The sequence below is a fragment of the Acinetobacter sp. LoGeW2-3 genome, assembly GCF_002688565.1.
Taxonomy (GTDB): Bacteria; Pseudomonadota; Gammaproteobacteria; order Pseudomonadales; family Moraxellaceae; genus Acinetobacter.
In genome coordinates this window covers 2,023,631-2,048,688 of record NZ_CP024011.1, presented here as the reverse complement: position 1 = coordinate 2,048,688, position 25,058 = coordinate 2,023,631, and the positions used below count along the sequence as shown (strand labels likewise).

At 41.9% G+C, this 25,058-nt stretch carries 23 protein-coding genes; 16 read left to right on the top strand and 7 right to left on the bottom strand.

Going from position 1 to position 25,058, the window contains the following annotated elements:
* Positions 1 to 298: 298 nt before the first annotated feature.
* Positions 299 to 424, bottom strand: coding sequence for a KGW motif small protein (locus tag BS636_RS16560; protein ID WP_322871759.1), 126 nt, complete (start codon positions 422 to 424; stop codon positions 299 to 301).
* Between the two features lie 313 nt (positions 425 to 737).
* The gene (gene purL / locus BS636_RS09820; RefSeq protein ID WP_099338586.1) at positions 738 to 4,571 is read right to left on the bottom strand and encodes a phosphoribosylformylglycinamidine synthase; all 3,834 of its coding nucleotides are present in this window, start codon (positions 4,569 to 4,571) and stop codon (positions 738 to 740) included.
* A gap of 506 nt (positions 4,572 to 5,077) precedes the next feature.
* Here purL and BS636_RS09810 point away from each other — a divergent pair.
* From BS636_RS09810 to pal, 11 genes are all read left to right on the top strand, one after another.
* Positions 5,078 to 6,418, top strand: coding sequence for a deoxyguanosinetriphosphate triphosphohydrolase (locus BS636_RS09810; protein WP_099338584.1), 1,341 nt, complete (start codon positions 5,078 to 5,080; stop codon positions 6,416 to 6,418).
* 117 nt (positions 6,419 to 6,535) lie between these two features.
* The gene (ruvA, locus tag BS636_RS09805) at positions 6,536 to 7,138 is read left to right on the top strand and encodes a Holliday junction branch migration protein RuvA (RefSeq protein ID WP_099338583.1); all 603 of its coding nucleotides are present in this window, start codon (positions 6,536 to 6,538) and stop codon (positions 7,136 to 7,138) included.
* 222 nt (positions 7,139 to 7,360) lie between these two features.
* Positions 7,361 to 8,368: a Holliday junction branch migration DNA helicase RuvB gene (gene ruvB / locus BS636_RS09800; RefSeq protein ID WP_099338582.1), complete on the top strand. Its 1,008-nt coding sequence runs from the start codon at positions 7,361 to 7,363 to the stop codon at positions 8,366 to 8,368.
* A gap of 49 nt (positions 8,369 to 8,417) precedes the next feature.
* Entirely contained in the window at positions 8,418 to 8,807 is a 390-nt protein-coding gene (locus BS636_RS09795) for a hypothetical protein (protein WP_099338581.1), read from the top strand.
* Between the two features lie 480 nt (positions 8,808 to 9,287).
* Positions 9,288 to 9,683, top strand: a complete 396-nt coding sequence (locus BS636_RS09790; protein ID WP_099338580.1) for a hypothetical protein — start codon at positions 9,288 to 9,290, stop codon at positions 9,681 to 9,683.
* Positions 9,684 to 9,907: 224 nt separating this feature from the next.
* Positions 9,908 to 10,315 carry a tol-pal system-associated acyl-CoA thioesterase gene (ybgC, locus tag BS636_RS09785; protein ID WP_099338579.1) on the top strand — a complete coding sequence of 136 codons (408 nt, stop codon included), beginning with the start codon at positions 9,908 to 9,910 and terminating at the stop codon, positions 10,313 to 10,315.
* Between the two features lie 27 nt (positions 10,316 to 10,342).
* Entirely contained in the window at positions 10,343 to 11,041 is a 699-nt protein-coding gene (tolQ, locus tag BS636_RS09780) for a protein TolQ (protein WP_099338578.1), read from the top strand.
* Positions 11,041 to 11,493 (top strand): protein TolR, encoded by a 453-nt coding sequence (gene tolR / locus BS636_RS09775; protein ID WP_099338577.1) that lies wholly within the window; start codon positions 11,041 to 11,043, stop codon positions 11,491 to 11,493. Before tolQ ends, tolR begins: the two co-directional genes overlap by 1 nt.
* A 3-nt stretch (positions 11,494 to 11,496) precedes the next feature.
* Positions 11,497 to 12,777 (top strand): cell envelope integrity protein TolA, encoded by a 1,281-nt coding sequence (tolA, locus tag BS636_RS09770; RefSeq protein ID WP_099338576.1) that lies wholly within the window; start codon positions 11,497 to 11,499, stop codon positions 12,775 to 12,777.
* Between the two features lie 204 nt (positions 12,778 to 12,981).
* Positions 12,982 to 14,265: a Tol-Pal system beta propeller repeat protein TolB gene (tolB, locus tag BS636_RS09765; RefSeq protein ID WP_171266082.1), complete on the top strand. Its 1,284-nt coding sequence runs from the start codon at positions 12,982 to 12,984 to the stop codon at positions 14,263 to 14,265.
* A 40-nt stretch (positions 14,266 to 14,305) separates the two neighbouring features.
* Positions 14,306 to 14,878: a peptidoglycan-associated lipoprotein Pal gene (gene pal, locus BS636_RS09760; RefSeq protein ID WP_099338574.1), complete on the top strand. Its 573-nt coding sequence runs from the start codon at positions 14,306 to 14,308 to the stop codon at positions 14,876 to 14,878.
* A 78-nt stretch (positions 14,879 to 14,956) separates the two neighbouring features.
* Here the strand turns inward: pal and BS636_RS09755 are convergent, their stop codons facing one another.
* Entirely contained in the window at positions 14,957 to 15,142 is a 186-nt protein-coding gene (locus BS636_RS09755) for an NF038105 family protein (RefSeq protein ID WP_099338573.1), read from the bottom strand.
* Between the two features lie 181 nt (positions 15,143 to 15,323).
* On the opposite strand from BS636_RS09755, the gene BS636_RS09750 reads away from it, so the two are divergent.
* The 5 genes from BS636_RS09750 (at position 15,324) to BS636_RS09730 (ending at position 18,610) form a co-directional block, all read left to right on the top strand.
* Positions 15,324 to 16,298 (top strand): class 1 fructose-bisphosphatase, encoded by a 975-nt coding sequence (locus BS636_RS09750; RefSeq protein ID WP_099338572.1) that lies wholly within the window; start codon positions 15,324 to 15,326, stop codon positions 16,296 to 16,298.
* A gap of 50 nt (positions 16,299 to 16,348) precedes the next feature.
* Positions 16,349 to 17,125, top strand: coding sequence for a TrmH family RNA methyltransferase (locus BS636_RS09745; RefSeq protein WP_099338571.1), 777 nt, complete (start codon positions 16,349 to 16,351; stop codon positions 17,123 to 17,125).
* A gap of 168 nt (positions 17,126 to 17,293) precedes the next feature.
* Positions 17,294 to 17,908: an RNA polymerase sigma factor gene (locus BS636_RS09740; protein WP_099338570.1), complete on the top strand. Its 615-nt coding sequence runs from the start codon at positions 17,294 to 17,296 to the stop codon at positions 17,906 to 17,908.
* A complete protein-coding gene (locus BS636_RS09735) occupies positions 17,905 to 18,222 on the top strand; it encodes a hypothetical protein (protein WP_099338569.1) in 318 nt (105 codons plus the stop codon). The genes BS636_RS09740 and BS636_RS09735 overlap by 4 nt, the downstream gene beginning before the upstream one ends.
* Positions 18,212 to 18,610, top strand: coding sequence for a DUF3106 domain-containing protein (locus BS636_RS09730; protein WP_099338568.1), 399 nt, complete (start codon positions 18,212 to 18,214; stop codon positions 18,608 to 18,610). The genes BS636_RS09735 and BS636_RS09730 overlap by 11 nt, the downstream gene beginning before the upstream one ends.
* 91 nt (positions 18,611 to 18,701) lie before the next feature.
* Here the strand turns inward: BS636_RS09730 and BS636_RS09725 are convergent, their stop codons facing one another.
* The 4 genes from BS636_RS09725 to cxpE form a co-directional block, all read right to left on the bottom strand.
* Positions 18,702 to 21,131: a CSLREA domain-containing protein gene (locus BS636_RS09725; protein ID WP_099338567.1), complete on the bottom strand. Its 2,430-nt coding sequence runs from the start codon at positions 21,129 to 21,131 to the stop codon at positions 18,702 to 18,704.
* A gap of 10 nt (positions 21,132 to 21,141) precedes the next feature.
* Positions 21,142 to 22,935, bottom strand: coding sequence for a rhombotarget A (gene rbtA / locus BS636_RS09720; protein WP_099338566.1), 1,794 nt, complete (start codon positions 22,933 to 22,935; stop codon positions 21,142 to 21,144).
* A 115-nt stretch (positions 22,936 to 23,050) separates the two neighbouring features.
* Entirely contained in the window at positions 23,051 to 23,755 is a 705-nt protein-coding gene (gene hda, locus BS636_RS09715) for a DnaA regulatory inactivator Hda (protein WP_099338565.1), read from the bottom strand.
* A gap of 2 nt (positions 23,756 to 23,757) precedes the next feature.
* Positions 23,758 to 24,990 (bottom strand): chloramphenicol efflux transporter CxpE, encoded by a 1,233-nt coding sequence (cxpE, locus tag BS636_RS09710; protein ID WP_099338564.1) that lies wholly within the window; start codon positions 24,988 to 24,990, stop codon positions 23,758 to 23,760.
* Positions 24,991 to 25,058: the final 68 nt, after the last annotated feature.

The window sequence follows — 25,058 nt, the reverse complement described above, 5'->3', positions numbered from 1 at the left end:
GAAAATCATTTATATGATATTAGTAAATTTTGGTTTTAAAAGAGAATTATCTTTCTAATTTATCCTGCAAAATTTTAGATCCATAAACTTTTAGCATCCCCACTTTTAACGAGAGTAGTTTTAAAGACTAAATATAACTATATGCCCAGCGACATGGATGTCGCCTGTCAGACTGTGGGACAAGGACGTCCCATCAGTCTGACAGAGGGGTTTTGTTACTTTTGCCCCGTCAAAAGTAAATCCTTGTATCCTCTAAATATAAAAAGCCACCTCTCGGTGGCTTTTTTAAATCTGATGCTCAAGAACCCTGTAGCAAATAACTACCTATCAAGAACAGTACCTGTAGGCCAACAACAAAACCAAATAACCACCAACCTTTCTGACGTAATTCTGTTCTATCCATTATTCTGAGTGTTTTAGCCATGTCATCACCTCATTCTTGAGTATTGATACTGAACTGATCTATACCATCTTTCCTTTAAAGTGCATAAATATTGCGCATTATTTACACAATATCACTTCTATGCAGATATAAAAGCAAAATCTAAACCAGTTCAGCGGGAGAAAATTAAATAAATGTTTCAAACTGCTTAAAAAGCAAAAAGCCACCCACTGGTGGCAATTGATGAAGCTAGTCTAAACAAAAGTAAATGATTTTTCTAGTTTTACTAACTTCCCATAAGTTCAAATTATAAAAAAGGGCCGCTGCTGCGACCCTTTTTTCAAGCCAAATCAGATTAGCCAATGAATTTACGTGCATTACGGAACATACGTAACCATGCACCGTCCTGATCCCAGTCTTCTGGTTTCCAAGAGTGCTGGATCGCACGGAAGTTACGCTCAGGGTGTGGCATCAGGATAGTCGCACGACCATCTTTCGAAGTTACACCAGAGATCCCTTCAGGCGAACCATTTGGGTTCAATGGATATTGCTCAGTCGCATTACCCTGGCTATCGACATAGCGCATGATCACCTGATTGTTAGCATTCAATGCAGCAATGCTTTCAGCTGATGCAACTACACGACCTTCACCATGTGCCACAGCGATTGGAAGAATTGAACCTTCCATACCTTCTAGCAATACAGAATGAGATTTCTCTACACGAACATTGACGCTACGTGCTTCAAATACTTCTGACTTGTTGCGATGGAAACGAGGCCAAGCATCTGCACCTGGAATCAGTGGAGCCAATTGAGACAACATCTGACAACCATTACAGATCCCCAGAGAGAAGGTTTCCTGACGGTTAAAGAATTTCTCGAACTGGTCACGAAGTTGCTGATTGAACAATACTGATTTCGCCCAGCCACCGCCTGCGCCCAATACGTCACCGTAAGAGAAGCCACCACAAGTGACCAGACCTTCGAAGTCATCCAGGCTGATACGGCCAGCAAGCAAGTCACTCATATGTACGTCAATTGTATTGAAGCCGACTTTATCGAATGCTGCTGCCATTTCTACATGACCATTCACACCCTGCTCACGCAGAATCGCCATATTTGGACGACGTGAGTTAATGTACGGTGCTTCGATTTGCTCGTTCAGATCAAATGTCGGTTGAGCAATTAAACCTTTGTGTGATTTATCAGTAACTAATGCAAATTCTTGATCTGCAGTTTCTACGTTGTCACGCAGACGCTGAATTTGATGAGAAACTTCAGTCCAAGCTACTTGCAGGTCAGCACGTTCAAGTACCAGACCATTTACAGATAACTGGTCAGAGTTATTCACTGTACCTACAACTGAAATCGCTTCTTTCAGAGTAGAAGTAGCAATTTCTGCTTGTAGAGCTTCCCAATCCGCTTTCGCGATTTGCAGAACTGCACCGATTTCTTCAGCAAATAATGCTTCAACTGATTGATCTTCTAGTGCCACGCCTAGACGTGCAGCAAACATCATTTCCGCAACAGTCGCTAATAAACCACCATCACCGATGTCATGGTAAGCCTTGATCAGACCACGGTTGTTCCAGTCTTGAACCAGTGCGAAGAATGCTTTGAAGTCATCGAAGCTATCAACATCAGGAGTCACAGAACCGATGGCTTTATACACTTGAGCCAGGATCGAACCGCCTAGACGGAACTGACCTTTAGACAGATCAATACGAACCAGTACAGACTCAATATTTTTCAGTTCAGGGGTTAATGTCTTACGAACATCAGTTACAGGTGCAAATGCAGTGATCACGCCTGACATTGGAGAAGTCACAGACTTGTTTTCACCTTCGTCATTCCAGGTGGTGCGCATTGAAAGCGAGTCTTTACCAACAGGAATGGCGATACCCAGTGCTGGACACATTTCCATACCGATGGCTTTTACGCCCTCGAACAAGGCCTGGTCTTCGCCCGGTTGACCAGCAGCAGCCATCCAGTTCGCAGACAGTTTGATATCGCTGATCTGATCAATCTTCGCAGACATGATGTTCGAGATCGATTCAGCTACAGATAAACGTGCAGATGCAGCTGGGTTTAACAATGCCACTGGTGGACGTTCACCCATGGCCATTGCTTCACCTGTGTAACCTACAAGGCTAGTCGTAGTTACCGCAGCATCGGCTACAGGAACCTGCCATGGGCCAACCATCTGGTCACGTGCCACCATACCAGTAATCGAACGGTCACCAATAGTGATCAGGAATGATTTAGATGCCACAGTCGGGTTCTTGATCACGCGATAAATCGCATCTTTCAGATCAGTCACTTTAGATGCATCAAAGTCATCGCCTTTACGCGGAGCAGTTTCATATGAACGGCTCATACGTGGTGTACCACCAAGCATCACTTGCATTGGCATATCCACTGGTTTGTTGCCGAACAATGGATCTTCAACAGTCAGATGACGTGCTTCAGTTGCTTCACCCAGTACTGCAAACGGACAACGTTCACGCGCACAGATTGATTCGAATAACGGTAGAGATTCTGGACGAATCGCAAGCACATAACGCTCTTGCGCTTCATTTGACCAGATTTCCATTGGCGACATGCCTGGCTCAAGCGATGGGATCTTACGAAGATCAAGTACTGCACCTAACTCGTGATCGTTTACAAGTTCTGGCATCGCGTTTGAAATACCACCCGCACCGACATCATGCACAGATACGATTGGGTTTTCATCTTCCATGCGCCAGCAAGTGTCGATCACTTCTTGGCAACGGCGTTCCATTTCCGGGTTTTCACGTTGTACAGAAGCGAAGTCCAGGTTTTCACCGAGTTTACCGCTGTCTACAGAAGATGCTGCACCACCGCCCAGACCAATTAGCATGGCTGGACCACCAAGAACGATCAGTAGATCACCTGGTTGAATCGCATCTTTTTCTACATGGTCTGAACGGATGTTACCGTAACCGCCTGCGATCATGATTGGCTTATGGAAGCCTTTCACTTCACCATTGACATTTTGTTCGAAAGTACGGAAGTAACCATTTAAGGCTGGACGACCAAATTCGTTGTTAAACGCTGCACCACCCAATGGACCTTCAATCATGATTTGAAGTGGCGATGCCATACGCGATGGTTTGCCGTAATTTTCTTCCCAAGGCTGTTCAAAGCCAGGAATATTCAGGTTAGATACGGTAAAACCAGTTAAACCAGCTTTTGGTTTACCACCACGACCAGTCGCGCCTTCATCACGGATCTCACCGCCTGAACCTGTGGCAGCACCGGCAAATGGTGCAATTGCTGTTGGGTGGTTGTGTGTTTCCACTTTCATCAGGATGTGAGCAGCCTGGCTCTTATATTTATAAACCTGATGACCGTTGTCTTCTTTGGTTGGGTAGAAACGTTGCGTATCAAAACCAACAATCACCGATGCGTTGTCTTTATATGCTGACAAGACATCTGTAGGTGATTCTTTATAAGTGTTCTTGATCATTTGGAACAATGACAATGGCTGAACTTCACCATCAATCGTCCATTCAGAACCGAAGATTTTGTGACGGCAGTGTTCAGAGTTTGCCTGAGCAAACATCATCAGTTCGATGTCGTTCGGGTTACGACCCAATTTAGTGAACGCCTCTGTCAGGTAATCAATTTCCTGTTCAGATAACGCAAAACCAAACTCATTATTGGCTTTTACTAAAGCTTCTTTACCTTGACCCAGAATATCAATCGAGTTCAAAGGTTTTGGTGCAGTTTCAGTGAATAGTGCAGCAGCATCTTCAATCGCATTGAAAACGCTTTCAGTCATGCGGTCGTGCAACACCTGTAATTGTTCTTTAGAAAGCTCTTTTATGCCCTTCAAAGTAAACAAAACACCGCGTTCAAGACGATGAACCGGTGTATTACAATTCTTGAAAATATCTGTCGCTTTCGACGACCACGGCGAAATCGTGCCGACACGCGGTGTTACAAGAATCTGGATTTCATCACTTGCAGCTTGGCGCAGTTCAAATGATTGACCATCGTTGAGAAGCTGTAAAGCGGATTGCTGTTGTTGCTCGTTGAGCGCTTGGTCAAAAAGATAAACGAATTGACTTTCTAGTGATTGAACAGAACTAATTGACGACAAACGCGAAAGTAGTTGAGTTTTCTTAAAAGAAGAATGTGCAGGTGCACCGGCAACGATAAACATGCTGATTTTGGCTCCACGGGATGATCGAGCGACCATGCCACAATGTGACTTGAGAGAGCGCATATTCTACTGTGAAATACGGGAATCAGCTAGTGAGGAATTGATAAATCTGACCGCTAAACTATCTAGATTTTTAAAATATTACTTTTATTTTCAGTTAAAAAAATTTAATGTAGTCGATTAGATTAACACATTTTCTTGCAGAAAAATCAAAACCGCTAAAGTTTTATTTTTACTCGCAAAGTTGTATTATTTTTCAACAACAAATTTATCTTGATGGAAAGCCTTTTTCTTAGTTTTTAGTGCGCTAAAGATCTTTAAAAATCCCTTTATATTTGAAAATAAATATTTCTGGTCCTCTCTTGAGGCACTTCAATATTAAAATTATCTTTTAAAAAACGCCCTATTCTTATTTCACTTTAAGACGGCAACTTATGTCGCAACTCCATATATTTTTATCTCCATTTTTGGCATCATGCGTTAAAGAATTGATTGAATAATGATAAATGACTCAAATGCGTTGGCTGGAATTACTCTCCACTGTCCGTATTGGCAGCAAAAAACAAAGTTCTGAACTGGCGCGCAGTCCATTTCATAAGGACTATGACCGCATTATCTTTTCGCAAAGTTTCCGCCAGCTGAACCGTAAAACCCAAGTACATCCACTTACACAGCATGATGGCATTCATACCCGTCTAACGCATTCACTGGAAGTGTCCTGTATTGGCCGTTCATTGGGTATGCTAGCGGCAGAAAAAATTAAAGATCAGTTACCGCCTTGGATTTCACCAGCCGATGTCGGTGCGATTATCCAGGCGGCTTGTCTGGCGCATGATATTGGCAACCCGCCTTTTGGTCATGCAGGTGAATACGCGATCCGTGAATGGTTTGATGATGCTTCACATACTGATTTCCTGAAAAACCTAAGTCCAGAACAGGAAGCCGATGTTCGTCAGTTTGAAGGCAATGCCCAAGGTCTGCGCCTGCTGACCAAGATTGACTATCATCCCAATGATGGTGGTATGCGTCTCACCTTTGCCACGCTGGGTGCTTATTTAAAGTATCCATGGCTATCGCAGACCATCGATCCGACAGGTAATACGCCGGCCAGCCGTCGTCCAAAATTCGGTTGCTATCAGTCAGAAAAAGAGATTCTTAAAGAAATTACTGAACAGCTTGGTTTGATTCAGTTGGGTGAATATCGCTACTGTCGTCATCCTCTGACCTATCTGCTCGAAGCTGCGGATGACATTTGCTATGCCCTGATTGATCTGGAAGATGGTATCAGCCTGAATATGCTGAGTTACGCCGAAGTTGAACCAGTATTCCTGAATCTGCTAGGTGATTATGGCACGCCTTCCGAGATCAGCATGCCGGATACTACTTGGCAACAGAAGATTGCTGCTCTGCGTGGTCGGGTAATGAAACGTCTAGTCGCTGAAGTCACCACGGCGTTTGCCCATCATCAGCAGGAAATCTTAATGGGTCAGCTCAAAGGTTCATTGCTGGGTTATTGCAGTTCAGATATTGAAATCGGGATTAACCGTGCCAAAGAACTTGCGCGCGATAAAATCTTTGAGCATCCACAAAAAGCGGGACTAGAAATTATTGCCCATCAAAGCCTGCAAACCATTCTGGATGCTTTTATCCCACTGACCACACCGCACAAAAATCTAAGTTTTAAGGAACAACGTCTGATGGCGATTCTGAATCGTTCCGGCGCCCAGTTCCATGCAGACCATTATGACAATATCATGCAGGTGCTTGATATTATTTCCAAGCTATCCGACCATCAGGCTTATAACCTGGCGCAAGAACTTCATGGTAATAAGGCAGGATTACTTTAATTAGGTGAAAGTTTTGCTGATAATCTCAGCAAATCTACGAATTTTGAACTGCAGTATTTTGCCTTTAAGACAAATGCTGACTACTATGCCCGTATTGAAATTGAGTATTTATAAAAAATGATTGGATGTCTGATTGGTGAAGTGCTGGCGCTGGAAGCACCGACTGTTTTATTAAATGTAAATGGCGTAGGTTATGAAATTGATACACCACTAACTACTTTTTGCCAGCTGCAAAAAGGTCAGAAAATTACCCTTTGGACGCATTTAGCAGTTCGTGAAGATGCCCAGTTACTTTATGGTTTCTTAAATGCTCAAGAAAAAACCATTTTCCGCACTTTATTAAAGGTCAACGGTGTTGGTCCGAAAATGGCACTTGGCATTCTCTCTACCTTAAGTGTAGAAATGCTGATTCATACCGTTGAAAATGAAGATATAAATACCTTGGTTAAAGTGCCGGGTGTGGGCAAAAAAACTGCTGAACGCCTCATGATCGAACTGCGTGATCGCTTTAAAGCGATGTCGGCTGGCACAGCGCCAACCAATTCCACAGCTCCACAAATCCAGTTTATGGGCAATTCAGCTGTGGCTGAAGCTGAAGCAGCATTACAGTCTTTAGGTTATAAACCGGCTGAAGCACAGAAACTGGTCAATGCTGCCAAAGGTGACTTTACTGAAGCCAGCGACATTATCCGTGCAGCATTAAAGTCAATGAATCGTTAAGACGTATATCAACGCTCATTGAAAAATGGATAGTAGAAGGCAGCATGGATGCTGCCGCAGAAATATGGCATAGGATGTGCCATTATTTCTGCAAAGGGTTTTGTTACTTTTGCCCTATCAAAAGTAAGAGCATGCCTACACAATGGCATAGAAATTCCAAGTGCGTTTTGAGGCTATGACTTTATTCACCTCAAATAAACCATAGAGATTAACTCAAAAGATATGCAAGACCGTCTCATCAGTGGTTCTGAAAAACCCGAAGATCACTTTGATCGTGCCATCCGTCCAACTTCCCTCGATGACTATATCGGTCAACCTGTGGTCCGTGAACAGATGGAAATCTTCATTGGTGCAGCGCGTGGCCGTGAAGAAGCCCTCGATCACACCCTGATCTTTGGCCCTCCTGGTCTAGGTAAAACCACATTGGCAAATATTATTGCCCGCGAAATGGGCGGTAACTTAAAGTCCACTTCTGGTCCAGTATTGGAACGTGCTGGCGATCTGGCAGCAATGCTGACCAACCTGGAAGAAGGCGACGTGCTGTTTATTGATGAGATTCACCGTCTATCCCCAGTGATCGAAGAAATCTTGTATCCAGCGATGGAAGATTACCAACTGGATATCATGATTGGTGAAGGTCCTGCTGCCCGTTCTATTAAACTGGATTTACCACCGTTTACTTTAGTAGCTGCAACCACACGTGCCGGTCTGCTGACTTCTCCATTACGTGACCGTTTCGGGATCGTACAACGTCTAGAATTCTATTCCGTTGATGACCTCACTCACATCGTGAAACGTTCTGCCAGCCTCATGGATGTCCCAATGACCGAAGATGGTGCGAAAGAAATCGCTCGTCGTTCACGTGGTACACCGCGTATTGCCAACCGTTTGCTGCGTCGTGTACGTGATTATGCGCAAGTCAAAGGCACAGGTGAAGTGAATCAGGACATGGCGCAACGTGCTTTGGATATGTTGAAAGTCGATAAAGATGGTTTAGATACTTTAGACCGTCGTTACCTCAGTATGCTGCTTGAACGTTTTGACGGTGGTCCTGCGGGTGTTGAGGCTTTAGCTGCTGCAATGGCTGAAGATTCAGGTACTTTGGAAGATGTGATTGAACCCTACCTGATTCAACAAGGTTATGTGATGCGGACTGCGCGCGGTCGTATTGCAACCAATATGGCCTATTTACAGTTTGGAATGACGCCGCCTGAGCCGAAAGATAAATAATATTGAAGGGAGAAAATACTCCCTTCTCTTAGATAAATGTGTATATCAAATGAAAAATAGTCTTCTACTATTAACCTTAGCATTACTCTGCTCTGCCCCTTATGCTCAAACATCTTGGCAATGCACCAATAAGTATGCTGAGATTTCATGTACTGAGCAAAATTGTCAGGTCCAAACTGAACAATTTACGCCTTTTGATATACACATTAGCAATAATCAAGAAATCAATATTTGTGCTTATTCAGGTTGCTGGAGCGGAAAAACAAAATACACCCAATCAAAAACTTTTGATCATTATTTCACTCAACAACTCGTTTGGAATAATGATGAAGTAAGAGATGAAAAATTTTCTATTTCTATAGATAAAACTGAGAAAGTAGGCAGCTTATTAGGTTCAGGATTTATTCTCCCTCTTATCTGTAAATCAGAAGAAATTTAAATAGAAAATACCTTTATTAAAGGTATTCAATAAAAGTATTTAAATGCATTTTTATAATACGCAGTATTTTAAAAGTTATTTTCAACCTCTCATACAATGCTACCCACTCTATCTACCCTCTATAAAATCAAAATCATAAATTTATAGTTTTTATATTAACAATATAAATCCATTAAAAATTAATTTAAATATTAATTAAAAATAATTTTTTCTAATAGTTATTTCTATTACAAACACTCTTAATTCCTTACTGTGTTTAACACATTTAACCTCAAACAATCCTAGATAATAAAAAATTATGATTTAAATTTTAATAAGAGCATAAGAATTTCAAGATCTTCATCACATGGTGATTGAAATTCCACACTCAAAATATAAGCCTTAATTCATTTAAATAAAAAATCAAATAATAGCCTTAAAAAAATATTTCTTAGATAAAAATGAGTTAAGAATAAAAAACACTTTTATGAGGATACACTCATGAAGACAGTATTAATGGCAATAAGCATCGTCTTATTTCCACTCCATACATCAGCCAAAGATGTCTGGGAGTGCAACAATGCAATCTTGCAAAGTCTTTGCCAGCATCAAAATTGCAGTCAAAATTACTCTAGCTCTTCCCCTGATAAATTAAGAATCTCGGTCAATAATCATAAATATGTTTCGATTTGCGCCGAAAATTCCTGCTGGAATGACGAAGCCTCGACGGTATACATTAACGCTCAATCTCTGCTTCAACTTCCTCAAATTCGCTGGGTTGATCGAGATTATCCTCAAAGCAGTCAAAATTATGTGCTTTCTATTAATCGTGATACACAATCGATTTTCTTTAAAGGCGACCGTGACAACCATCCAGTGCAATGCCGGACTGTTTAAATGAATTAATCAGTTTTGGTTGTTAATATTCTTTTCCATAACGTGTGTAATAGGCAAAATTTCTCACGTCTTTGAAATCTTGTGCCATTGGTCAAAAAAGCCAGTATGCTAAACTGCCCAGCCTGATATCACTTGACTTGTAGCCTAATTTGGGCAAATTCTAAGCTCAAAATTAGGTGCAGAAATCAGCACTAATCTGCATGTAAAACCAATGGAAAAGCATTATGGCGAATAAATTTGAATTCAATATCCGCGTTTATATTGAAGACACAGATGCGGGTGGCATTGTCTATCACGCCAATCATATTCGCTTTATGGAACGTACACGTACCGAATGGCTGCGTGCATCAGGCATCAGCCATTACTGGCATCAAAAAGATTACAACTTTGTTGTACACAAGATTAACGTGAAATATTCACGCCCAATTCTGATGGATGACTTAATTACCGTCACTGCGAGTGTAATTTCACTTAAAGCTTCATCTTTTGTATTGCAACAGAATATTTATCGTGGTGAAATCATGCTTGCATCGGGTGAGGTAGAGCTGGCCTGTATCGGCGCTGATATGCGTCCACGTCGCCTACCTGATGAAATACGCGACCTGATTCGACAAGAATTGGAACAAGATTAAAAAAATGAATTGGCACATGTAAACACTATGGCAACTGAGTTAGCATCATCCCTACAAGTATCAGATCTTATTTTACAAGCAAGCCCTGTTGTACAACTGGTTATGCTGTCTCTTTTACTGGCATCCCTGTATAGCTGGTATCTGATTGCCAAGCTTTACATGGGCTACAAAAAAGCCCAGGCCGAAGATGAACATTTTCAGAAAATCTTCTGGTCTGGCGCTGAGCTGAATACCCTCTATAACAATGCCCAGCTAAACTCTAAACGTACCGGTCTGGAAGATATCTTCTATCAAGGCTTAGGCGAGTTTCTAAAACTGAAAAAACGCAATGCTTCTACCACTCAGTCGATTGAAGGTACTGAACGTATTCTGCGTGTCGGTTTAAGCCGCGATCAAGGTGGCCTGGAAAATGGCTTAGGAGCCTTGGCGAGTATTGGTTCAGTTGCACCTTATGTCGGTTTGTTCGGTACCGTTTGGGGCATCATGAATGCATTCATTGGCTTAGCAGATGTAGATCAAGTTACATTGGCGACTGTAGCTCCGGGTATTGCTGAAGCATTGATTGCGACTGCAATCGGTCTGTTTGCCGCAATTCCAGCGGTATTGGCATTCAACCATTACACCGCTAAAGGTGAAGCGCTTTATTCGGATCGTGCCCTGTTCGCAGAAGAAATGATCGCCCTATTACAACGTCAGTCACTTGGCCAGCCTCAGGACAATGACTAATGGCAATTCAACGTTCAGGACGCTTTGAGCGTATTAAAAAACCACTGAAAAGTGACATGAACGTCGTGCCTTATATTGACGTGATGTTAGTACTTTTAGTGATTTTTATGGTGACGGCACCGATGATCACGACTGGCGTTAAAGTTGACTTACCTCAAGCCAACAACAACCCCATTCAATTGGATGATGCAAACCCACCCATTGTTTCTTTAATGGAAGATGGCTCTTTAAAACTAAACGATAAAAATCATAATGATGAAATACTGACTTTGAACGAGCTAAAAACTTTGCTAACCAATGCACAAAATGAAGCTCAATCAAATAATAAACAGTTCAGTGTACTCATTAACGGTAGTCAGTCACGTCCTTATGGTGAAGTCATGCAACTCATGTCTGCCCTACAGGATGCCGGTCTGACTCAAGTCGGCTTGCTTACCGCACCTATAAAGTAATTTATGAAAGATTTTAAAAAGCCACCCTCTAAACAGAAAGCGCTTGCGATTGGATTCACGATTGGAGTCCATGCAGTCGCTGTGGTAGGATTACTTTATCTGGGTATGAGTAAGCCGCCAGAACCACCAAAACAGATTAAAACCGTACTGGTTAATCCTGAAGACCTGAAACCGGTCACGCGTGAAGAAACTGAGTTTGATGAAACTGCTCATGAAAATGTCGCAGAACAGATCACACAAACTGCAGAGCCTACAGTTGAAGCACCGGTTATTCCAAATGCTTCTCCGCCAGTTGTACCCCCTGCAACGCCACCTGCGCCAAAAGTAGATACTCAGAAAGCAGCACAAGAAGCGAAAGCTGCAGAAGCAGCACAGCGTAAAGCTGAACAGCAGGCAGCAGAAGCCGCAAAACGTGCTGAGGCTGCAGAACAGGCCAAGGCAGCGGCTGCTAAAGCAAAAGCCGAGGCTGCAAATAAATCAAAAGCTGAACAGGAAGCTGCCCGCCGCGCAGAACAGCAGGCTCAGCAAAAAGCTGCTGCTGCAGAAAAGGCAAAACTTGAAGCACAAAAGCGAGCTGACTTAGCGGCTAAACAGCAAGCGGATGCACAGGCGAAAGCCAAGGCTGAAGCTGCAGCCAAGGCAAAAGCCGATGCTGCTGCGAAAAATAAAGCAGCCGCTGATGCAAAAGCGAAAGCTGATGCCGAAGCGAAACGTAAGGCTGATGCTGCCGCGAAAGCTAAAGCAGACGCTGCTGCTAAAAACAAAGCCGAGGCGGATGCCAAAGTAAAAGCGGATGCAGCTGCGAAAAATAAAGCTGCTGCCGATGCAAAAGCCAAAGCAGATGCTGATGCAAAACGTAAGGCTGAAGCCAATGCAAAATCGCAGGCCGATGCTGAAGCGAAACGTAAGGCTGATGCCGAAGCCAAAGCACATGCAGAAGCTGAAGCTGAAGCAAAAGCTTCCGCAGCTAAACACGCTGCAGAAGAAGCCGCGCAGAAAAAAGCTGAAGCGAAACGAATTGCATCTACAGCAAAACGTGACTTTGAGAATAAGATCAAGCGTGCCTGGGATACGCCTGCTGGTTCTTCCGGTCAGAAAGCGACTGCCCGAGTCACACTCAGTGACAGCGGTTCAGTGGTTTCTGTGATCGTGAATGCCAGTGATCCTGACATGAAAGCCAGTGTGGAAGCAGCAGTACGTTCAGCTGCACCATACCCGATGCCATCTGACCCAGATGCACGCCGTGAAGCACGAAGTTTTACCTCTACCTTCACTGCACAATAAAAGTTTAAGCCATAATCTGCAAAACAGTTATGGCTTTTATTTTTTTAAGTTAAACTTCAGCAAAAAGCGGCAAAATAATATTCACTTTTCACAGTGTTATAACAGTTTGATCATCGCTGGGTAGTTTCATTCAGTCAAATTCATGCGATGATGTAACGCAATCATATTCACAATAAATCCGTTGATTTGAGTAAATAACGAATGATGGGAAAAACGCGCAAACACCTACTCAGCCTTGCCATATTCACTGCTCTGGGCGCAGTGACTGCAACACAATCACAGGCGCAACTGCATCTTGAAATTACCAAGGCACCTGAAGCAGCTCCAAAGATTGCGATTGTGCCATTCAGTCAGGATCAGAGCATCTATCCGATTGTGGAAAATGACCTGAACCGTTCAGGTAAGTTTACCAGCGCTTCAAAAAACCTGCCTGCGACAGCAACCCTGAATAATCCGAATGCGGATGCTTGGGCGGCTGCAGGTGTGCCTTATGTCGTGACAGGCTCATCCAAGACCAATGCAGATGGTTCTTATGAAATTCAGTATCAACTCTACGATATTGAGAAAAAACAGTATCTACTGAATGAACTATTGACTGTACCTGCTTCACGTACCCGTCAGGCTGGACATATGATCAGTGATGCTATTTTCCAGGCGTTAACTGGTATTCCGGGTGATTTTAGTGGTCGTATTGCCTATGTATTGCGTAATCCTGCAACACCTGATCAGCGTTATACCCTGCAAATTGCCGATACTGATGGTGAACAGCCGAAAACCATTCTGACTTCACGTGATCCAATCCTGTCTCCAGCCTGGACACCGGATGCGAAAAAGATTGCCTATGTTTCATTTGAAACCAAGCGCCCTGCTATTTATCTACAGAATCTTGCAACGGGTCAACGTGAAAAATTAGCCAGCTTCCGTGGCCTGAATGGTGCACCGAGCTTCTCACCAGATGGCAACAGCATGCTGTTCACCGCATCGATGCATGGCAATCCTGAAATCTATGAAATGAATCTGGAAACTCGCCAGCTAAAACGCCTGACCAATGACTCAGCGATTGATACTGAAGCGCGTTATGCACCAGATGGCAAATCTTTCATTTTCACTTCTGACCGCGGTGGTTCACCACAGATCTATCGTTATGATTTTTCTAATAGTGCAACCAAGCGTATTACCTTCCGCGGTGCCTTCAATGCCCGTGGTACTTTAAGTGCGGATGGTAAAAAACTGGCCTTGGTGCATCGTCCAAGCGGTAGCAATTACAAAGTTGCCATTCAAGACTTGAATTCAGGTGTGAATAATATCTTGACGCCTACAAGTCTGGATGAATCACCAAGTTTCTCACCAAACGGTCAGATGGTGGTCTATGCAACGCGTGAAGGTTCACGTGGACTGCTGTCGATTATGTCACTTGACGGTCGTTTCCGTATGAACCTACCAAGTGAACAAGGCGAGGTTCGTGAACCAGCTTGGGCACCTAAATAATCCATTGCTTCAACATACTCAAAACTTCATGGAGATGAAGATGAAAAAAGTACAATTATTCGCACTTCCTTTACTGGCTGCCGCACTGGTAATGACTGGCTGCGCCAGCCGTAAACCTGCAACACAAATACAAACTGGTGAACTTGGCGCAGGTTCCGCAACGACTGTTGATACGCAAGGTCTGAGCGAAGATGCTGCACTGAACGCACAAAGTATGGCTGGTGCATCTTCTAAAGGTGTAACTGCTGAAAATAAAGCTTATCTAGCAAAACGTGTGGTGCACTTCGACTATGACAGCAGCGAGCTGTCAAATGACGATCTCCTTACCCTGCAAGCACATGCACAATTCCTAATGGCAAATGCCAATTCGCGTGTTGCCCTGACAGGTCATACCGATGAACGTGGTACCCGTGAATACAACATGGCACTTGGTGAACGTCGTGCCAAAGCAGTTGAAAGTTTCCTGGTGACTTCTGGCGTGAATGCAGGCCAGCTTGAAGCGGTGAGCTATGGTAAAGAAATGCCAGTGAATCCAGGCCATGACGAAAATGCCTGGAAAGAAAACCGCCGTGTAGAAATTAACTATGAAGCGGTTCCGCCACTACTCAAATAAAACTGCCTGAACTATTTTCAGTTCTGCAAATAAAAAAGCACTCATTGATGAGTGCTTTTTTTGAATGCGGAAAATAATTTAGGGCTGAGCTGCTTCATCCTCTGGATGTTGCATCGACTCAATCATGTCGTGTTTATTGAACTCTTTATACTCCGGCTTAGCCTCATAAGCCTTCCAGGCTTCCTTCATCTTATCTTCAGAAATTTCATCTAAATTAATGGCTTCGCTCGGCGTAGGAGTCGCATCAAACTTTAATGTTGTCATATTTGTGCTCCTGAACCTATGTTTTCCTTTTAATCAACATAGCATTTTCTAGCGGACTTGCAAGTGTAAAATCATAGCAAATAGTCTCAGTTTAATTTTTCTTTTAGCTCGTTCTCATCTAAAATATAGCCCAATTACATTTTTATCATTCTGATAAATTTTTATTCGGAGTTTTCCTGACATGTCTTACCTAAGCCTTTCCCAATTTTTACAGAAAAAAACTGGGAATCTCACACCTGAACTTGCACAAGTGATTGAAACAATTGCAAATACATGTAAGACAATTGATCAAGCACTGCAAAAAGGTGCATTGGCTGGCGTATTGGGCAGTGCTCAGCATGAAAACGTTCAAGGCGAAGAACAAAAAAAACTTGATGTCATTTCTAATGATTATCTGATTAATACATTAAAAGTACATCCAAACGTAGGTGGTCTGGCTTCTGAAGAGTTGGACGAGTTCACCCCTGCTCAGGAAAATGGTCAATTCCTGGTATTGTTCGATCCACTTGATGGTTCAAGCAACATCGACATCAATATGTGTGTCGGAACCATCTTCTCGATTTTACCTGCTAAAAATGCCGTAACTCAGGCAGAAGACTTTATGCAAGCGGGTGTGAACCAGGTTGCTGCAGGTTATGTATTGTATGGCCCGTCTACCATGATGGCACTGACTGTAGGTGCAGGTACTGTATTCTTCACTTTCGATCCAGAAACTCAAGAATTCCTGCTGACCATTGAAGATATTCAGGTTGCTGCAGATACTAAAGAATATGCAATTAATGCATCAAACCAACGTCATTGGGAAGCTCCAGTAAAACGTTATATCGATGAATTGCTTGCAGGTAAAACTGGTCCTCGTGAGAAAGATTTCAATATGCGCTGGGTTGCATGTATGGTGGGTGATATTCACCGTATCCTGTGCCGTAGTGGTATTTTCATGTACCCATACGATCTCAAAGATCCGAAAAAAGCGGGCCGTCTACGTCTGATGTACGAAGCAAACCCAATGAGTATGTTGATGGAACAGGCAGGTGGCGCATCTACTACAGGTCGTGTCCGCATTCTTGATATCCAGCCAACTGAATTACATCAGCGTGTTCCTGTGATCATCGGTTCGAAAAACGAAGTTGATCTTGTAACTAGCTACCATAACTAATATTAAAAACGGCAGTTGGAGTTCTACTAACTGCCGTGGACTTTTCTCCCATGCCAACTATCTTCCTTGAATCCAAAGACAATCCTAAAATTAAGCATCTACGTGGCTTGATTGAACAGAATACTTATCGAAAAAAACAAGGACAAACTGTGCTTGAAGGCACACACCTGTGTCTTGCATGGCTTCATGAAAGTAAGAAAATTAATTCTATTTTCACTACCGAACATGCCCTGCAGCATCCAGATTTTGATGTCATTCTGCAAAAATACACGGGTATGGTTTTTGTTATTGGTGAATCTTTATATAAAGATTTAAGCATTTTAGGAACTTCAATTGCCTGCATGGCAATTGTAGATATTCCAATCAATCGTGAAGCTGTCGATTTTAAAGCCGATACTTTAATCCTTGAAAACGTTCAGGATCCAGGCAATGTCGGCACATTGCTACGCTCGGCTGCAGCGGCAGGAATTGATCAGATCATTTGTACAAAAGGTTCTGCTTCGCTTTGGTCTCCACGTGTATTACGTGCAGGTATGGGTGCGCACTTCTCATTACAATGTTTTGAAAATATCAATTTAGAAGATGTGCTAACTCAGTTTAAAATTCCTGTGTATGTGACCAGCTCACACCGTTCAGAAAGTCTTTATAGCAAAGACCTTAAAAAAGCATGTGTATGGATTCTGGGTAATGAAGGTCAAGGCGTTTCTGACTATGCCTTGCAACATGCCGAAGCGGTTACTATTCCTCAGCCAGGTGGTCAGGAATCACTGAATGTTGCTATTGCAGGCTCAATCTGTTTCTTTGAAATGGTTCGTCAACGGATCTAACCGCACAGTTAAGTTACTTTATATTATTTCTCAGCGACCTGCATAAAAAATAGATTACACTAGAAAAAATAATCAAGTGTAATGTCAACCAAACCATTATTTTCAACGTTATATAGACATGTACTTGAAAATAATGGTGGGTATCCAATGACAGGATTTTCCATCTCTATGGATTTAGCGCCAAAACAGCTTCAGTCACAAGATGCCAGTACTCTAAAGAGTACAGCTGAGTCACGCCTGAAGAATTTTATGCAAGACGTCACAGGTCGTGCATTGGTGATGATGGAAAGTGCAACCCAAGGCCAGCATGGCATTGCCATGGATCTGGTGCAGGAAGCGTTTATTTCCCTGCATAAATCCTATGCAGATAGATCCACTGAAGAATGGTATCCCCTGTTCTACACCATTTTAAATAACAAGCTACAGGACTGGCGACGTAAAGAAGCACGTCGTAGCCAGCCATTTTCATTTTTCAAAAAAGTTCAGCTGGATGACGATGACTCCGAACTCAATGATGTGGTCGATGAAGCGACTCCATCACCCTTAGATTTTCTGGATCAAGCCGTTACTGCTGAAGAAATTCAGCAAGCCATAGCCCAATTGCCTGTCCGTCAACAGCAGGCTTTCATGCTTCGTGCATGGGAAGGCTTCGATACGCATACTACAGCACAGATCATGAACTGCAGCGAAGGCAGTGTAAAAACACACTATCATCGTGCAATCCAAGGTCTACGTGCCTCACTTGCACACTTAAATCCATTTCTGGGAGGGTCATCCGAATGAATCAAGATGATTTCTTAAAAAAAGTAACTTCCAAACTTGATGGTATTGCACAGCAGCATAAGGACAAACCTGTTGTGATGAACCGCGTTCTTGAAGAAATTCAGGAATCCAAGCATTCACGTTTTGCATTCCTGAAAATGTCAGGCTTTGCACTTGCAGCAGCCATTGCAGGAATAGTTGTTTTACCGAATGTTGCTACTCATGAGGAACCCCAAACCCAGGTAGTTTCCGTACCTAAGCTTTCACCACAAATGGTCGAAGACTTGGAAATGTTAATGGTTTTAGGTGAGGACAAAGTTCCACATGGCAGCTAAAAAACTAGCACTCGCTTTTTGTGCTTTCGGCTTTTTACAAACCAGCTTTGCCGGCTTCGAACGTTTTTGGATTTTTTCCAAAGATGCAGATACGCAGGTGAATGAGACCTGGAATAGTCTGTCTGACGCTGAACAGGTCGCTTTGATTAAGCGTTATCAAAGCTTAAAAGAGCTTCCTGCAGAGCAAAGTGTAAGTCTACAACAGCGCATGGACTGGTTTACCCAATTGCCTGAAGCTGAAAAACAAAAGATGCGTGAAACCTGGCAAAAAATGAGTTCTCATGAGCGTAAAGAGTTGGCTTCCCGTATGCAAAAAGCAACACCTGAACAACGCCCAGCCATCCGTGAAGAATATTTCAATAAACATTTGATCGTCGCTGAGAACTAAATCTCCCAATCTTAGCAATTAAAATTATCATCAAAATAAAAGATATTAAAAAAGCCTCAATTGAGGCTTTTTTAATTGTTTCTATAACGTTTTAACTTTTGAATAAACGACGGGAACGGTAGGCTGCTAGTCCGAATAATCCGAATAATCCCCAGACTCCAAGTGAGCCTCCCCCACTTGATGAAGTATTGGTATTTTTCACAGTATTCTCTAATACAATTGTTGCTGTGTTTGACATCATTTCATCTGCATCAAAGACATTATAATCCATGCTATAGCTAAACTGGCTCAGGTTATTATTTACACTAAAAGTAAGCTTGCCGCCATAGCAAGTTTCTCGCTGATAGTCATCAGGACATGGCCCTTCACGCTCAGCCTTCAAAGTTACACCAGAAGGTAAACTAACAATACGGATTGGAATTTCCTTACCATCTGTGTCTTTATAAAAGGCTGGCTTTCCTTGTGCTGTGCTACGATCACCATCCCCTTCATCACTGTCATTTTCTAAAGGATTAACTGTAATCGTTAAACCACTATCAGGGCTAATCTTGTAAAAATCATTTTTTGCAATCGGTGCAATGTTGACAAAAGATGCAGCAAGAACACCTGAACTTTTCGCATTGGTATTTTTATTAACTAAGGTATAAGCACAGAATTCCTGATCGGTTGCGCTGGTAACTTTGCCATCCGTGCGATACATCATAATGCGATCAAGGCCCGCAATCCATTCACACTTCAACGCAGGATCATTCTTATTACCATCTACGTCCAGAGAACTCCCTTCACCTACAAGAACACCTACACCAAGAACTTTGGTCGTTACATTATAATTTGAAGCATTTAATGCTGTAACTACAATGCTTGAACCATCCAAAGTTTCTTGTAAAGTCGACTGTTTAAACGGATCAATATAGATTGCACGATATTTTTGGAACTTCTCCGTAAAGGATTTGAGATCCTGATACTCCTTTAGCTCCTCTTTTAATCCTGCCAATTCTTCTTTAGGTGTATTTTGATCTTCAATTAATTCTTCCAATTCATCAATATTAGACTGATAAAAATCCATGAGTTCAACATGTGATGAATTTTTTAAGTCTTCAACATCACCTGCCATCAAATTTCGTATTTCAACCGCACCAATTTCACAGCTATTGACCTGATCTGGGCTTAAACGGACAGTCATCCCAATATCTCGGCTAATACCACGTTGATCTGTTGCTTCACAACCTTCGCCTTTCACATCAACCAAATCATTCGCAGTTTTATTATCACGAGGATAATAAATACCAAGATAACGATTATCTACGGCGGGCTCTAAGAATTTACTTAGCACACTACTCATGCTGACTGAGGATAAATCAATCAGCTGTGCTTCGGTCTGATCTTTCGAACGTTCTGGTAACACACATTGAGAACTACCTTTTAAATCAAAAGCATTCTGTACATGTGCAAAAAGGATATTTTGATCTAAGCTAGGCTTCCCATCATTTAAGGCATATTCACAAGATTTGCCTTGGTTATAGGCTAACACGTTATAGCTTAATAGCTTTGCACCAATATTGTCATAGAGTAATACTGATTTTGCAGTATTCTCAACGATGGTATTACTACTTAAACTTAAACTCGAGCTTGAGTGCAAAGCCCGGTTGGATCTATTCACAAAGTTAAATACATAACCGCCTGTCTGGTTCTGGGCAATAGTCGAATTTAAGAAACTACCCGTAGCATAACCACAGAAGTCGAAAATACTTTGATCTGATGTAGAACCATTACGGATGAGACTTGAATTAGAAACCTGTAGCCCTACTTCTGCATTTGCTAAATTGGCATTACAGTCCATTGCAAACACACTACCAAATTGTCGTGCTTTATTTTTTTCAATGCGACTGTCATCAATGCTAACTGTCTTTTGTCCATTCTGACCAATCGCATATATAGCACCACCATTCACATCGGCGGATGAACCTATAATTTCACTGCTGTAAATACCGAGTGGCCCTGCAACATATAAAGCACCACCATTGCCACTATTTACTATATTGGAGTCTTTGACTGCATTTCCATTTCGCATAGAGACATGATGAATATTTAGAGCTGCTTGGCTTTCAACAGTATTAAAAATACGGGACTTTCCTTGCGCATCAATAACTGTTTTTAATGCTTCCTTTTTAGGATAAAGCAAGGTAATCGGACTACGCTCTGTATAGTTGAATACATTTTCACCATAAATATGAATTGCAGATTCAACCACAAGTTCACGATCTATTTTATAAGTACCCGCCTTCAGCTGAATTTGGTCAGGCGCACTTCCATCTAAACGAAGGGTACGTCCAACATTACAGCCTCCGTAAGATTTGTCTAATTTTGCTGTTTTAATCGCCTCACGTAAAGAACACTCACTGGCATTTTCCCCATCTTCATCCGCTAATGTCGTTACCCGAATTGTTTTATCTTCGGCAGCCATCAAGCTCATCGCTGAAACAACTGCAAGCGCCAATATTCCTTTTTTATAATTTTGCATTGTATTGTCCTTAATCTTTACGCAAACGACGTAAGCCAATTAAGCTTATTAATCCAAGAATTCCAAATAAGCCCAGTGAACCACCTGATGTTTTTACTGCTTTATCTTCCATTTTATTATCAGGTTCTTGCACAATTTGGGTTGTAATTGGTAAATAGGGTTTTGAGACATTAAAGCGTGTAGAACTGGTGACAACTTGAACTTCAAAAATATCTGCACCATGCCAAGCAGAATCTGGCGTGTAGATTAAATTGCCATGAATATCAATTTGTGTTGAACCTTTAGATGGGGTTTTGGTCTGTACAATACGCATACAGCCATCTTGCCACGGCTCATTATTAGGATTCTTGCCAATAATGCTATTACATTCTTCCTTAGGAATTAGATCACTATCACCTAAAAATTTTGCAATAGAAAATTTAGCAGTTTCTCCTGCTTTTAAATCCTGACCTGTCAGCTGGCCTGAAGTTGGGACTGTAATTTCAATCGCACCGCGATCACACTCTTCATTATTAAAGGAGCGATTCGTACCTCGTTGATCCGCAGACTCACAAGACAATGTATTTTCTGATACTTTTGGAACACCTGTATTTACAATAGGTGATCCATTAATTGTCCCGTAATTTAATAAGATACGAGGACGCATATAACCTAAAAATGTATTTTCAGCTGTTTCAAATGGACACAATTCTGAAAGTTTATTATCTCTTAAACTTAAACAGCTTCCTTGACTACTACCATCTTTGGTCGCAATCAATTGCACTCCTTTATAGATCTGGTTAGGTGCATCATCAATGCCATTACCACAACTTGCACTGGTTAAGTTATTTTGTATTAAAGACTTATCATTCCCAATAGTACAATCCTGACGATTTTTTAAGATAATGCTATTTGCCAAATATGCTTTAGCGAATGGTGCTTGTAAAATTACACCTGTACCTTGATTATCAACAATTGTAAGATTATTCGCGATAATACCATCTACAAGATTTAAAACACTTCCTGTATTTTGAACCAAAGTACTGCTAACGATACGTGCTGTACCCGCCTGTAAATCTTCAGACGTTGAAGCTGTGAATGGAGCTTTAGTGAATATATTTACACTATTCGATGCTATGGTTTTATTCTTACGTATGACACTTTGTTGAATTGAAAAGCTCGGATGTTCACTAAAGAGTACTGCACCCTCCGTTGCTTCATTTTCAATCATCAAACTGTTTCGAATTTCAACAGTACCGACGTAATTTCCAAAGATACCTGCATTATAAATCGCCCCGCCTTTAGATGCATTGCCTTGAGTTAATTTTGAAAACTCAAATGTTGCCTTACCTTTGTTGTAGACCAGCCCCCCTTCAAGTGCACAATTCAATTGTGCACAGCCCTCTAAATCAAGCTCTTTAAATGTAGCTGAGACAAAATCATCCCCACTCAGAATACGGAAAATATTGTCCTTTCCATTCATCTTAATGCGAGCATTATGTAGGCCTTGAACACGGTTACGGTCAGTAACTACGTTACTATCCTCATCAACTGATTTAATATTTAGAGATTTTTTAATTTCTACATGTTTATTAAGGCTGTAAGTATTTTTATCTGTAAGTAGAATATTTGCTGTTGAATTTTCCCCGCCACAGCCCATATAACCTTTCTTGACTAAACCGCGGTTCACATATTCAATGGCTTCACGAAGTGAACATTCTTTATCATCCTTGACGATATCTTCAGTAGTGGTAACAACAATGTCAGCACCGTAAGCATGCCCCATCATGCATAGCAAACCAATGCCTAAGCTCTTCTTGAGCATGACCTTCTCCTGTTATTTTTTTATTTATTCTAAAAATCGCATCATCCTAGCGATATTTGAATTATTTTGCTCTAATCTGTCACAACTTGATTAATTACTCAAGAATTTTTATTATTTATCGATATTCGTCAATTAAAGCATAAATCTGTCTCAGATTAGCATTACTCACTTTGAGTTTTTCCCCTTTTAAAAGTTGAATAATCTGCTCAAGTGTCTGCAAAAGTACCGAAGTCTGATGTGGACCATGACTTAAAAGGTAATCGAAAATTTGCTGATCCAGATGAATTCCACGTCTGTCCAATACTGATGATACCAAGGCAAAACGGTCAGCATAGAGGCTACCATTGGGAACACGGGTACTTACTGCTTGAGTCAAACGCGACTGTAAATCTGGTAGTTCCAGTTTGAGTTCAATCGGTGCATAACGCGAAGAAAAGACCAGCTGACCACCACCCTCATTATTGTAATTAATTAAGTGAAAAACTGCCTTTTGCCAGTGTGGGACTCCACTAATGGCTTCAATATCATCTAAAGCCACAAGATCATAACGGTCAAGCGAAGTAATAGCTTCGGTCGGTGCATCCAAAAGTTCTAGCAAAGAAACTTGAATAGCTGTTTTCCCCACCTCAAGATAGGAATCACAGATTGCAGAAAGCAGATGACTCTTACCTGTTCCAGCACCACCATAAACATAAAAACGATTGATCAGACCTGCATGGAGCTGGCGAACTGCATCAATTACATGTCCCCATCCTGGACCCGAAAAATCACTAATTCGAGCATCAAGTTGGGGTTCAATATCAAGTTGCAATTGACGCATATCTATTTTTTGGCCTCTCCATCTTTAAGCTGGGTTTGTTTAATCTTACTCGATTTTTCATCAGCTTGCAGTGCTTTCTCTTGTGGTGTTTTCAGGTCGATATCTACATCCACATCAGAGGTTTCAATACTGATAGAGTTGGTTGAAGCATTTTGAACAATGATTGTCTTATTATCATAGAGTGCACTTTTTTCATAGAGCTCACGCGCATGACGCAGCAATACCACAATCACTGCTGCCACGGGTAAGGCAATCAGCATACCTAAGAATCCTGCTAATTGAGCACCCGCTAATACGGCAAATACCACTGCGACTGGTGACAAGCCAATTTTATCGCCAAGCAGGAAGGGCTGCAGAATATAGCCTTCTACAGCCTGCCCCACCATGAACACAATACCCACCAGCACCAGCTGCCACCAGTCAATCCCAAACTGGAATAACGTAGCAACTACCGCGGCAATAATGCCAACTGCAAAACCTAGATACGGGATAATACTGCACAAGCCAGCGATCATCCCGATGATCAAACCGATTTCTAGGCCAATCAGCTGTAAACCCACTGCATAAACGACCCCTAGCAAAACCATCACCAGAAATTGTCCTTTTACAAATGCACCTAAAACTTCGTGACATTCACCCACAACTTCTAATGTACTACGCTCATACGGGCGTGGAATCAGTCGACGCAGACTATCGAGCATGCGATCCCAGTCAAGCAGGAAATAGAAAGCAATAATCGGGACAAGAACAATGGTTCCACCAATTTGAATAAAGCTGATCCCAGATTGTGCCAATTTTAAGGCCATTGCCTGAATGCTGTCTGCACTATAATTAGTCTGAACATAATCCATGACTACAGTAGAAATCTGATTGGTATCAATTTCCATTGGAACCAGATTAAAGGTATTAGACAGCCATGGCAGGAAGGTGTAATTGACCCAGTGGATTCCCGCAGGAATACTGTCACGGGCATACATCAACTGTTTCCATACCAATGGTACCAAGTACCACATGGCAAGCGTCACTACCACCCCAATCCCGATAAAAACGATACTGATAGAGAGCCAGCGCGGCAAACCAATACGGTGAAAACGTTCAACCAAAGGGCTAAAAAGATAGGCGATAAAAAATGCGCCGACAAATGGAACCACAACAGGCTTAAGCAGATATAACACCCAAAGAATCAAGGCGATACCAGCCAAGATAAAAATGCGACGTAAGGTACGATCTACCATAAAGTCTTGCCTTTTCTCTATTAATCATTATAAAAAGTAAAATATTTGAATAAAGATAGCATTTTAGG